At 44.2% G+C, this 12325-nt stretch carries 15 protein-coding genes; 5 read left to right on the top strand and 10 right to left on the bottom strand.

From position 1 onward, the window contains the following. The first annotated feature begins 342 nt into the window (after positions 1–342). The gene (nhaC, locus tag EXW93_RS02790) at positions 343–1719 is read left to right on the top strand and encodes a Na+/H+ antiporter NhaC (protein WP_023467215.1); all 1377 of its coding nucleotides are present in this window, start codon (positions 343–345) and stop codon (positions 1717–1719) included. Between the two features lie 259 nt (positions 1720–1978). Beyond that, positions 1979–2188 carry a DUF3006 domain-containing protein gene (locus EXW93_RS02785; RefSeq protein ID WP_023467214.1) on the top strand — a complete coding sequence of 70 codons (210 nt, stop codon included), beginning with the start codon at positions 1979–1981 and terminating at the stop codon, positions 2186–2188. 91 nt (positions 2189–2279) lie between these two features. On the opposite strand, the gene EXW93_RS02780 is transcribed toward EXW93_RS02785, so the two are convergent. From EXW93_RS02780 to nfsA, 5 genes are all read right to left on the bottom strand, one after another. Beyond that, positions 2280–2732: a hypothetical protein gene (locus EXW93_RS02780; protein ID WP_023467213.1), complete on the bottom strand. Its 453-nt coding sequence runs from the start codon at positions 2730–2732 to the stop codon at positions 2280–2282. Between the two features lie 2 nt (positions 2733–2734). Next, positions 2735–3187, bottom strand: a complete 453-nt coding sequence (locus tag EXW93_RS02775) for a TlpA family protein disulfide reductase (RefSeq protein ID WP_371811107.1) — start codon at positions 3185–3187, stop codon at positions 2735–2737. 240 nt (positions 3188–3427) lie between these two features. After that, entirely contained in the window at positions 3428–4138 is a 711-nt protein-coding gene (locus EXW93_RS02770) for an NAD(P)H-binding protein (protein WP_023467211.1), read from the bottom strand. 156 nt (positions 4139–4294) lie between these two features. Continuing rightward, positions 4295–5536 carry an LCP family protein gene (locus tag EXW93_RS02765; protein WP_023467209.1) on the bottom strand — a complete coding sequence of 414 codons (1242 nt, stop codon included), beginning with the start codon at positions 5534–5536 and terminating at the stop codon, positions 4295–4297. 15 nt (positions 5537–5551) lie between these two features. Beyond that, entirely contained in the window at positions 5552–6298 is a 747-nt protein-coding gene (gene nfsA / locus EXW93_RS02760; RefSeq protein WP_023467208.1) for an oxygen-insensitive NADPH nitroreductase, read from the bottom strand. 144 nt (positions 6299–6442) lie between these two features. Between nfsA and EXW93_RS02755 the strand changes: the two genes are divergently transcribed. Further along, positions 6443–7354 (top strand): hypothetical protein, encoded by a 912-nt coding sequence (locus EXW93_RS02755; RefSeq protein ID WP_023467207.1) that lies wholly within the window; start codon positions 6443–6445, stop codon positions 7352–7354. A gap of 88 nt (positions 7355–7442) precedes the next feature. Here the strand turns inward: EXW93_RS02755 and EXW93_RS02750 are convergent, their stop codons facing one another. After that, positions 7443–7706 (bottom strand): hypothetical protein, encoded by a 264-nt coding sequence (locus tag EXW93_RS02750; protein ID WP_023467206.1) that lies wholly within the window; start codon positions 7704–7706, stop codon positions 7443–7445. A gap of 128 nt (positions 7707–7834) precedes the next feature. On the opposite strand from EXW93_RS02750, the gene EXW93_RS02745 reads away from it, so the two are divergent. Further along, positions 7835–8674: a GNAT family N-acetyltransferase gene (locus EXW93_RS02745; RefSeq protein ID WP_035398871.1), complete on the top strand. Its 840-nt coding sequence runs from the start codon at positions 7835–7837 to the stop codon at positions 8672–8674. On the opposite strand, the gene EXW93_RS02740 is transcribed toward EXW93_RS02745, so the two are convergent. From EXW93_RS02740 to EXW93_RS02725, 4 genes are all read right to left on the bottom strand, one after another. After that, positions 8663–9598 (bottom strand): hypothetical protein, encoded by a 936-nt coding sequence (locus EXW93_RS02740; protein ID WP_023467204.1) that lies wholly within the window; start codon positions 9596–9598, stop codon positions 8663–8665. The two genes, EXW93_RS02745 and EXW93_RS02740, sit on opposite strands and share 12 nt — an antisense overlap. A 112-nt stretch (positions 9599–9710) precedes the next feature. Continuing rightward, positions 9711–10070, bottom strand: a complete 360-nt coding sequence (locus EXW93_RS02735) for a hypothetical protein (protein ID WP_050678267.1) — start codon at positions 10068–10070, stop codon at positions 9711–9713. Between the two features lie 28 nt (positions 10071–10098). Continuing rightward, positions 10099–10584 (bottom strand): GNAT family N-acetyltransferase, encoded by a 486-nt coding sequence (locus EXW93_RS02730; RefSeq protein ID WP_055966650.1) that lies wholly within the window; start codon positions 10582–10584, stop codon positions 10099–10101. 14 nt (positions 10585–10598) lie between these two features. Beyond that, positions 10599–11114, bottom strand: coding sequence for a GNAT family N-acetyltransferase (locus EXW93_RS02725; RefSeq protein ID WP_023467201.1), 516 nt, complete (start codon positions 11112–11114; stop codon positions 10599–10601). 247 nt (positions 11115–11361) lie between these two features. Between EXW93_RS02725 and murB the strand changes: the two genes are divergently transcribed. Continuing rightward, a complete protein-coding gene (gene murB / locus EXW93_RS02720; RefSeq protein WP_035398835.1) occupies positions 11362–12273 on the top strand; it encodes a UDP-N-acetylmuramate dehydrogenase in 912 nt (303 codons plus the stop codon). Positions 12274–12325: the final 52 nt, after the last annotated feature.

Genomic DNA, 12325 nt, shown 5'->3' with positions numbered 1-12325 from the left:
CTTTTCCGCACGTTGCGCTACGAGATGATCAATCCCAAATACGCCTGCACCCATGATCGCGACGACTACTACAAAAATCAATGTAAACATATGTATCCTCCTCATCGTTCACAAAAATGTCATTTGATACTTCTTATTGTGCAAGATTTGAACAAAAAAAGAAAGCGTTTACGACAAAAAATCGTCACATTTCTATTTTTTTATATTTTTTATCGACACTCTTATGGTTGACGTCCTCCATAATATTCGTTAGTATTACGTTTGTTCAATGCTTTTGTGCATAAAAGCGTGTTAGCAACAGAGCGTTATCATACTCTCATATTCATATAAGGAGGTGGAAGCATGCGCATGTCATTCCGTGAATCCGCAGCTATCCTAGGAATCAGTATCATCATCTTATTGTCCGCGTTATTCGGTGCTAAAGCCGAACCGCATCTTGCCATCTTGTCTAGTCTTATTTTCGTCTCAGGATATGCCGTTTACCGCGGTTTTAAGTTCGAGGACGTCGAACACCATATGATTCAAGGTATTCGGGAAGCGATTAAACCGATCTTGATCATGTTGCTCGTTGGTATGACAATCGCGGTCTGGATGATGAGTGGCGCAGTGCCGACCCTTCTCCATTTCGGGTTATCGACCCTTTCAGCGACTTGGTTCGCACCGAGCGCTCTTCTGATTGCGATGGTCGTCTCGACCTTTACAGGTAGTTCGTTTACAACGATCGGTACGGTCGGTGTTGCCTTGATGGGTATCGCAATCGCACTGGGCGTCAATCCTGCACTTGCAGCAGGCGCCATCATCAGTGGAGCTTGTTTCGGAGATAAGATGTCACCTTTATCAGATACGACGAATTTCGCGCCCGGAATCGTCAATGTGTCTGTGTTCGATCATATTCGTTTCATGATGGGAACGACGATTCCCGCTATCACGATCACATTCATCTTATTCTTCATTTTCGGACGTAGTAGTGGAAATGTTGATTCATCCGTTGTTCAAACGACACAGCAGGAGTTAGCTCGTTTGTTCGACTTGTCACCTTGGACGTTGCTTTCACCGTTGCTCGTCATGGTGTTAGCATTACGTAAGATGCCGGTCATCCCAACACTTGTTGCTGGTGTTTTAAGTGGATTGTTGTTAACAGGTCTTGTACAAGGAAACTGGAATATCTCGAACTGGATGGCAGTCATTCAGAACGGATTAAAACTAGAATCTTCTAGTGAGACGGTTACATCCATCATTAGTAAAGGTGGATTGCAATCGATGATGTGGTCCGTTTCACTCGTCATGCTCGCGCTCGCTTTCGGTGGCGTCTTGCGTGGTATCGGTGTCATCGATGTCGTCATTGAACGAACGGTTTCCCGATTGAAGCGCGATGGCAGCATCATTTCATCGGTTGCCTTATCATCGATCGGTGTTAACTTCATGGCTGGAGAGCAATACTTGTCCATCTTGCTTCCGGGTCAAGCATTCAAGAAAATCTTTGAAGAGCGTCAGATTGATCCGCGTTTCCTTTCTCGTTCACTCGAAGATGGAGGAACACTCGTCAACCCACTCATTCCGTGGGGAGTTTCTGGAGCATTCTTTGCTTCTACTCTTGGTGTCCCGGTAACTGAATACATCCCGTTCGCATTCTTTTTACTCCTTTCACCATTGTTTACGTTTTTACTCGCATTTCTTCGTCCAACGAAAATCGAAACAAAACAATCTCTCGCTTCTTGAGTCTATTTCATATTAAAGATCCGATATGTCCTATCGGGTCTTTTTTTCTTACCAGTATCTCCTTTATTTCCTGTTAAATACGTCAGATTTAAGACGAAAACGGCTTGGAATCACGTTTTTTTAAAGAATCATGTGTAAAGATGAAATGAACTGGGAATATACCAAACATAAGATTAAAAATTACAAAGAATGATAGAGAGAGAGTACGTTCCTGATCGACCAAGGGATGACTTCGATGTAATTTGTGGGAGGAGTTAATATGATCAAACGTGGTACGCTGGAGCGACTTGACGGCAAATATGCTGTCCTGCTATGGGAAAATGGTTCAAGTTTCATTCCACGACGTTATTTACCACCTGAAGCAAGGTTAGGCGATACGATTATTTTTGACGGTACAACCTATACGTTAGATGTCAGTAATTCATCACCCTCTTCCTTTCAAACATTTTCGTTTCGGCAAATGGGTTGATGATCGATAAAAAGCCATTCAGTACCATGAATTGACTATAGAGAAGGAGTTTCTCTCATCAGTCTTTCATGAAATGAATGGCTTTTTCGCTTTATCTACGCACATATAGGGAGTGACCATGACACGATGGGCAGGAAAAGTGATCGATATCGGATATTTCGATTCGCTCTAGTATCGTCTGATCATGTGGGCATTCGTAAAGTGGTTGAACGACATCTAGTTGTAAAAATAGGGCACACCAAAACCGATTCGAAAATCGGTGACAAGTCGGACAGTGGTATAAATCCAATTGATACGGTACCCAACCATCCGCTAATTCCTCCTGATAAAGCTGATAGTGCTGAATTAATCGAAATCGATTCCAGTCGTCTACATACGTCCGCTGTAAAATCGGTTCATGCATCGACGGAACGAACCAAAGCGGGAGACCTGTCATGAACGCTTCGACCCCTTGCGTCAAGACAGCAGGAAATGTCGGCCAACCATCTAGTTGACCGAGTTGGAATGTTTGTTGAAAGGAGCAGTTGTGGCATAGGAGTTCCATTGTCATCCTCCTGTTCGTTTCACCATCTCTTTTAACATCTGTTCCGTTACAGGACCGATGTGCTTCGAAAGAATCTTTCCTTTCCGGTCTAATACATAAGTCGCTGGCATTGCTACGAGACGATAAGCATCTTCTGACGTTCCCATTCGGTCATATAACACAGGATATTCAACAGGTGTCTGCTTCAGAAAATCGGCAACATCCGAAACACGTCGTTCTGATGTCGTGACATTGATCCCGTAAACGGGTACATCTGTATGTCGTGCAAATGCATTTAGTTCTGGAATCTCTTGTTTACAAGGTGGACACCACGTTGCCCAAAAATTAATGACAAAGACATCATGATTGATTTCGTCTAGATCAATGGTTTTTCCTTCTTGACGCAAGGATAGGTTCGGGGCTTTCATCCCTACTTCGAGACCACCTTGTGATACTTGTTTTTGTTGTTGCTCCACTTTTTTTGTTTTGCATCATATGTTTGATAACTTTGATAGGCAATGCCGATAATAGCAATCGCTAGGATCAGATAGATCAACGGTTTTTTCACATCTAACCCCCTCCTTCTTTGTTCAGTGTAGCAGACTTCCTCTTTTCGACTATCTACTTTTATCAACAAAAAAGCGAACTCTTCCGTCTTATACGCGGAAATGAGTTCGCTTCATTTTAGAGAATTCACGTTTTAACGAGACAAACAGTTAGTTAAAACGTGGTAATTGTTTTTTGACTTGACGGTTATCTTTAACGCTACCGACAGCTTCCGCTCCCCCTAAGGCCTCATTCAAGGAAGTCTTCCCTTCCTTGACTTCTAGACGTCGATTGAATACCGATCGATTATCGACAGAAGCAACGAGGATCGATGCGACATCCGTTTCCGAAATCGTCGCGTCCTTCGTGTCCTTCAAATCTTCATCGGCTTCAATCAAGCCACGCCCTTCACCTGTTGTGATGGCAACCGGACAAATGATCGTATACGTCAAACCACTATGTTCAATCTGTTCCTCTGCTGCATTCTTAGCAGCGTAGAACGGATAGACATCTTTCTTGAATTGCTCAGGTCGATCTGCACCATAAGCGCTCAGTAGCACGAAATGACGTACTCGCGCTTTTTTAGCTGCATCAATTGTTTTCAAAGCGACTGTTCGATCCAGCAGTTCTATTTCAGTTGCTTCGCCGTCTACTCCTGCGGTCGCCGCACAAATGACTGCATCCTGCCCTGCGACTCCGTGCTCAATGACTTTTTCGAGTTCTGTTTCGATATCGACGTAATGCGCCTTGACACCGAGTTTTTCGAATCGTTCCACCAGATGTTCATGACGAACGATGACCGTGACCTGATGACCCTTGGCAAGCGATTTGACGACGCGCGCTCCAATCGTACCGGATGCACCTACGACTAGTACTTTCATATGGGGGGTCCCTCCTCGATAAGTTAGTCACCTTCGTGGAATGTCATGATGTCATGTCCAAAAATCGTCGATTTCAGAGATAACCTAAAACAATCCACCAAAGGAGCAACGTACATCAATTTATACCCGCAATGAACGGAAGGAAACCCCTCCCCATTAGTTCTTCAATGTGCCATAAAACGTCGTATCGAGCTGATCACGTAGTTCTTGCAGTGCCTTCTCATTCGGTAAGTCATAGAAAATCCCGTTCAGTCGTTGGCTGACGGCTTCGATTTCATAATGTTTTCGTTCTGACATCAAGGCAATCGATAACCCTGCCGTCGCCATCTCGCGGACACTTAAATCAAGGTTCATCTCTTCTTTCATATACGTGTGCGCTGCTGGAATTTTCGACCATCCAGTCGGCTTCATCAAGTGTGTCGCGACGGCTTGGATGACTTCCGACTGACGATTCGCGCGCGCTCCGTCATTATCCGTTTTTCGATGTCTCGAATAGGCAAGTGCCATCGCGCCATCCATATGATATTCCTTCCCTTTTTGGAATGAATACTGATTTGCTTTCCCACTCGCATCCTGCTCGGAGAATGTTCCTGTCGAGACAAGGTCGATTCCGCCGATTTGATCCACTAATCCGATGAAACTATCGAAGGAGATGACGATCTTTCCATCGATCTCTTCATCGAGTAGACCCGAAACAGCATCTTGCGTACATTCTTCTCCACCGAAGGCAAAGGCATGTGTGATTTTATCCTTCTTTCCATTCTCACAGGAAATCGGTGTATACGTATCTCGAGGAATCGACGTCAGTTGAATCGTTCGAGAAAGTGGAATGAATTGCATGACCGACAGGGAGTCTGAACGTGATCCACGCAACGACTCTCCAGGTCGTGCATCACTACCGATCAATAAGAACGTGAATGGTTGTGAAGCAAAAAGAACGAATGCGATGAGCAACAATAAAAATAGTCCAAGAAGCTTTCGTTTAAAACGACGTTTTTTCTTGATTTTTTTAGGATGAGCTTCGCGTGAAGAGACGTCAGGATTCTGCTGTACCGATTGCTCTGATCGCCCCGCCTTCCTCGGGCGTCTCGAGCGTTCCCGATTAGCAAACAACCGTGATCCGGCACCCCCGATCATCTGTGCGACCTGTTTAAGCATGCCGCTTCCGGAACGACGCGATGTACTTTTTCGATCTCGCGGTTGCTCTTCGACATATCGATGATACGTAGCCGGTTCTTGCTGCTTCTCAAAGGATTGTTGAGAAAATGATTCGTCCGGCGCGTACGCTTTCGAAAAAGCTTCTTCTTGCCTAGCCTGCTCTTCTTCTTGTCTAGCTTGCTCTTCTAACTGCATACGTCGTCGCTCCAAGCGAGAGCGGTGTGGTTGATGTTCTGCCATTCAGATACCTCCGTATCAATCTTTTGCGATCTGTTTCTCTTTCAAGAACTCGCGGAGATACGTCCGTTTCGGTTCGTGCATCGAGGCAGCCATCTGTTTGACCCACCCTTCTGTCCGTTGACCACCGGTCCGTTCTCCGTAATACGATGACGTTGACTCTTCGTATCCTGTCAGTAACTCACGCATCGTATCGTCATCAGTATACGTATTCCGGTGGAAGACCGCATCCATCGGAAGGCGGGGTTTTTTACCCGGTTGTTGATCCGGAAGACCGACCGCGACTCCGAATAATGGTACGACGTGATCTGGAAGTTGTAAGAGTTCGCTGACACGACGAGCATCATTTCGTAGTGAACCGATGTAGACCGTTCCGTAGCCGAGCGACTCGGCAGCTACGACTAAATTTTGAGCGGCAAGTCCCGCATCGACAGCCCCTACGACAAGCGCTTCCGTCGTCTCGATCGTCCGGCTCACGTCGCCTCCTGCTAGTTCTGCCGCTAACGTATGTTTGTGGTAATCCATACAAAAGACGAAGAAGTAACTGTTTTCTGCCACATATCGTTGACCACTTGCAACGTCGACTAATTGTCGTTTCAATCCTTCGTCTTCGACACCGATGATCGCATAGGCTTGCTGATAAGAGGATGTCGAGGCAGCTTGTGCGGCTTTTATGAGTGTTTCAATCGTCTCTTCGTCTAATTGATGTTGTTTGAATTTCCGTATTGACCGGTGGTTGAGTAAATGTTGAATGGTTTCATTCATGTGTAATCGTCCCCTTCTGTAATGAGTCTTCTTATTTAAGATAGTCGTCTCTGACTAAAAAGCGCAAATGAAGAGGTTCGGTTTATGAAAAAAGCGGGAATTGAATAGTGTTGTACTGTGCTTTTCTTGCGAAGGAGGGCGATCATGAGAATACGGAAACTGCGACTCTTACTAGAACAATATGGCGATACGACCCTTCGCGATATCATCGTCGAAATCTATCGTCAACTCCCGAGACAAGTCATCGAAGAGAAAGAGTTCGACGCCATGTTGACACAGTTCGTGAAGTATAAGGATTTGCAAAAAGAACAGGAACAACCGACCGTCGAACAGACGATTGCTCAGACGGAACGGTTTATTCAATTAGCATACGATCTCCAGTACCTTGAGCCAAATACGATCGTACCGCTTCGCGAACAAAAGAATTGGTATATCACCGCAAAACGCCTGTTGAAGCATTTACGCCATTACGCTCATCGTAAAAACGGAACCCGGATTGCCTTTGAGGAATTTTTCTTTCTTCTTTCGTCGGCTGCCGGGGAAGAACCTTTATTTTTAAGTAATGATCCGTTTCGATTATTGAAAGTCTCGCAAGTCGATTTTTTTCAAGAATTAGTCGGCTATTATAAAAATGATAGTCATGGTGTCGAGTGGATGGAACGCGCCCTCTATACAGCGTTGAAGGTTCCGATGGACGTCGATACCGAGCGCAGTGACCTTTTGCTTGCCGTACTTGCCCATTGCGAGAAACCCGAACATCAAGAAGCATATATCCATTGCTTGAATGCGCATGCTAAAAAACTACAGTCGCATGTTCGGATTGATGCAGACGCTTTATCCACCTATCAAGAAATTCGTTTCGCAGAGCTACATGCTCTCATTTCCCTACGCGCGTTAGATCGAGCGGAGACGATGCTTTTCACTGAATATATCCCATATTTTTCGCATCGCTCGACTCCGTTTCGCTATTACCTCGATCTCCTCGAACGAGCCGGACTCGAACAAGAACACGAACGAATGGCACGCGTTGGTCGAAAAAAACGAATTCATTTCTAAGAGTAGATTCTTCTTGATCACACGTAGTAGACAATAAAAGGCAAGTGACGATGGATTCGTCACTTGCCTTTTATTAGTCAGATTCATTTCAATCGGAGGCATTGACGATGCCAAGTCCAACTGTTGCGAGTAATGCAATACAAGCGAATAGGAATGCCATGTCGTTCGGTGAATCGAACCCTTCATAGATCGGTTCTTTTCGATCGACGATAATATGACTTTGTGCTCCATAATCGCCGTATGTCGTAGACATACTGATATCAGGCTCGTCATAATCCTTTGCTTCTCCTACTGTCGCATCAGCGAGAAGTAAAAAGAGTGTTAATCCAATCACGCCCCAAAGATATTTCATAATCAATTAACCTCATTTTCTTAAATAATCCATCTACTTTCCATTTCAAAAACAATATATAAATACCTTTAATTTACTGTAAAATAATAGGTGAATAAACTTCATATAATTAAGGGAGGACTATGATTTTGTCTATCGTACATTATAATCAACTGTCACGGAATCAAAAACGACATGTTCACCAACTATTACAACATAATCAATGGGCACACGACATTCCTTTTTTTCAATTACTTGAAGGTCATCAATTCGTTTATCTCAAACATGATCTAGTCTATGCGACTCTTGGTTATCGTATTTCAAATGAAATGACTTGTCTGATGAACGGTGCCTACTCAAATATCTCCGCATTTCACCTTCTTGCGAAACACTTACATGAGTATCTTGTTCGTCAAGGTGCCCAACAAATTAAAGTACAGGTCGTTCCGCCTCAAGATGGTGCGCTATCATCGGTTTGGAAAACACTCGGATATACACTTTCTGCTGAACAATTTCGCTTAATCGGAATTTCAAATGACCGTGTATCATCTTTACGCTTTCAACCTATACATGCCCGTAATCAAGAATTATACCTCACTCTTCGAAATCACTCTATAAAAGGATGTGATCATCTTTTTCCATATCATCAAGAACATTATGAACAATTCAGCCATTCAAACACATCACCTTATTTAATATACGACCAACAATTAGTGATCGGTACACTGCTCTATCAAAAATATGGTCGTACGATTCGTCTCCTTGAAATCACGTGTTTGCCCGAGTTGAAATATCAAGGTTACGGTCGGCGAATTTTAGATACCTTTCAAGCCAAATTGTGTAAAGCAAACATCAAGACGTTCGAAACCATTTTTCATTCCACAAACTTAGATGTGTTGAGACTATACCAAAAAAGTACATTTTGCGATATCCAACTTTTTTCTCATTGGCATACGTTTCAAGTTCAAAATAAATCGTTAACCACGTAATCGTTCAATCACTTCATCGTATTCAGGCAACACATACTCCGCATCCATTTCTCGAAAATCAACATGACCCGTTTTAAGAAGCACTAGCCCCATCTCGTATAATTGTTCGATGTAAGCGTCTCCCCATGTCAAAGCAAGTCCAGGTTGATGGTTATGAAAAGCAAGCAAGGCATCTTCAATCATTTCAGAAGCAATGGACGCTTGCATCACACGGTTCAATAAAGATTGGAACAGTACGGTTTGTCGTCCGATCAGCGCATAAAACGGGAAATAATGTTTAGCATAAACAAACGTCGCTAGATAGGCATCCGCCTCAATCGTCTTTAGTAACAATGGTGAAGCGGGACGTTGTAATCGTTCTGCAAGTCCAACGGTCGCCTTGCATTCGCACAGCTGATCCAGCACTCGAACCGTCAACTCCTCTTCGATATCGAGCAATAAGACGAGATCAAGTAGATTCAATTCATGCGTCTCCATGAATTGATCACTGCGTTGAAGATGCATCGTATAAGTAAAGTCCAGCTTTTCAGCAACAAGTGCCCACAACTCGGAATGGCGCGCCGCATATAGACCTACCGGAAAGTGAAGGGGTTGGCGGACGATCGATCGATGCCCTTCAAGTGTATAGACTTGATTGACGTCTAGACCGTATGCTAGCAGCATTTCGAGTAACTGCTGACGATTTTGACACGTGACGAGTGTTTGAAACAGACGATCGACTTCGACGAGTGGTTGTTTCATTTCAAGCGCTATTTTTAAATGAGCAGGTGAATCCTGCTCTAGCGCCCGCTTAATGAATTGTAAGGCCTGTTGTTCCGCATCGTTCAGTTGGGCAACATGTGTCCGAAACATTTCGATGTCAAGTTCCCGGAAGGCTTGTAACGCCGGTGCAATTGATTGATTTTTTATAAAGGGTTTCCACATGATTCCCTCGACCTCCTCATTCCAGTATCTCTTCGTAGTGTACGCAATATCCTATCGTCTTGAAAGCAAAAAATGGAGAATCTTCCGTCGTTTCAGGAAGATCCTCCATTTTTTATTTTTTACCGACTTTTAAATGAGCGTTTCGAAAGACGGCATCTTGTTTTCCTGTCTTTTCAACACTTGTTCCGACAGACCCCAGGTATTCGATTTCATCCTTTGGCTGAATGAACTCATATGTGATGGCAGGTTCACCCCGAAGTCGAACGTGTATGATTTGTCGATGTCGTAAAGAGAATGATGCGCGCACTTCAAGAAAGGAGGAAGCTGATAAATCATGTTGCCGCTCTAAAATCGTCATCAACTCTTTTTCAGAGTCACGATAGTTCCCCTGCAATTGAGCATACGAAATACCGACTCCTAAAGATAGGATACCAATTAGACTAAGAGCGAAAATGACCAGCACTTTCTTCATGACTGATCCACCTCCGAAAAAGTTCATTCTACTTATTCATCGGTTCATCGATCGTCGACGTGAAGTCTTTTTTTGAATCCTTTGCGTGAAACTGCATGTCCACATGTGGAATATCATCTTCTAAATAAGGGTCGGATACGGTTTCGAAACCAAACGATCCGTAAAACCCTTCTAGGTGTGCTTGTGCCTGTAAGTAGATCGCAGCTTCTTTCTGCAAATGAACCATCGCTTTCTCCATCATTTGTCTCGCTAACCCAACCGACCGGTGTGCACGATGAACGGCTACCCGTCCAATCGCGACTCCTTTTGTCGGGTGATCGTACATCCGAAGACATCCGACGATTTGACCACTCTCACTCCGGACGATTAGGTGTGTCGCTTGTTGATCTTGATCATCTAGCTCCGGATACGCGCACTCCTGCTCGACGACGAAGATATCCGTCCGTAATTTCAAAAGTGCATATAAGGTATCAGGTGTCATGGAGTGAAAAGACGCGAAGTTAAATTCGTACATAAAAACTCTCCTCTTTAGTTACGACAAAGTCGTGATAGTTGTCCAGCGTAAATCGTGACAGGAATGCCTCTAAACACCGTATCTTTTTCCCAGTTCAGCCCGTTTACGCGAGCGACATTTTGCGAAGCATGATTATCGGGATGAATGATCGAGATGATTCGATCATGCCCTCGGTTGAACGCCTCCATCATTAGTTGTTTCGCTGCTTCACGACCATAACCGACTTTCCAGTGCTTCGGTTCGAGCCAATAACCGACTTCTAATTCTTCAATTCCATCCACTTCCTGCATCAATAATCCGGCGAAACCAATCGGTTCATTCGTTTCTTTTTTGAATAACAGCAAAAAACCAGTTTGTCGCTCATCCGAGTATCGCTCCAATTGCCGTTCGAACCACTCTCGTGCTTCATCTTCACTCAGGGCAGTACCTCCATTGATATAACGCATGACTTGCTCATTTTGGACAAGCGACTTATAAAAACTGAAATCCTCTTCTTCGAACGGTCGCATCCATAAACGTTCACTTTCCATCGTCATCGCCTCCTTCTATACTTCTCTTTTCCCGAGTTCTTTTCGCTTCATTCCTCTTCCTGACTCTGCTTTCCTTGTGACATTTTTCATTACTAATCGATGACATTCACTCCCTAGTGCTTGCAATTCCCGGCATAAGTCGGTATTTTGGGAACAGTATGTTGAACAACGACCGCACGATTAATGTTAAAATATATTTTGAGCGCATGAGCGCTGGTAGGAATTCATGAAAAGGACTGAGACCATAATGACTGAACAAGTAATGACGGGACTGTATGAAGGCATTTCAAAAGAGTCCGTACTAATCAATGAACCTTTAAAATATCATACGTATACAAAAATGGGAGGAATCGCGGATTTATTCATCATTCCAACCTCTTATGAAGAAACGGCTTTTGTCGTCCGATATGCTTACGAACAAGGTATTCCCTTGACGTTGCTTGGAAACGGATCGAATCTTGTCGTACGTGACGGCGGCATCCGCGGCATTGTCCTCTCCTTTGAGAAGTTAACCGATATCTCGGTTGAAGGACATGAACTCGTTGCTCAAAGTGGTGCAGCAATCATCGAAGCGTCTCGTGTAGCTTACGCGCATCAGCTCAGCGGTCTTGAATTCGCTTGTGGGATTCCAGGAACGATTGGTGGCGCATTGATCATGAATGCGGGAGCATACGGTGGTGAAGTCAAGGATTGCCTCCATAGCGCTACTGTATTGACACGACAAGGAGAACTGTTGAACATTTCGCATGATGAACTCGAACTGGGATACCGGACAAGTTGCTTCTCGAAGAAAGAATACATCATCCTCGAAGGTCGATTTGCCTTAACAGAGGGTGACCCAGCACTAATCAAGGAAGTCATGGATGATTTGACGCATAAGCGAGAAACGAAACAACCACTCGAGTACCCTTCTTGTGGTAGCGTCTTTAAACGTCCAGAAGGCTATTTTGCAGGGAAGCTGATTCAAGATAGCAACTTACAGGGAACACGCATCGGTGGCGCTGAAGTGTCCAAGAAACACGCTGGTTTTATCGTCAACGTCGAGAATGCCTCTGCATCCGACTATATCGCGCTCATTCGTCATGTCCAAGAAACGGTTCAAGAAAAATTCGGTATCTTACTTGAGACAGAAGTGAAAATTATTGGTGAAGAAGCATAACAAGAATCTTACAAGAAAAGGTGAGCTCCGTATTCGGACTCACCTTTTTGTT

This window comes from Exiguobacterium sp. JMULE1 (assembly GCF_013337175.1).
GTDB lineage: Bacteria > Bacillota > Bacilli > Exiguobacteriales > Exiguobacteriaceae > Exiguobacterium_A > Exiguobacterium_A indicum.
Note: the sequence above shows the minus strand (reverse complement) of the source record. Positions and strands in the feature narration are given on the sequence as shown.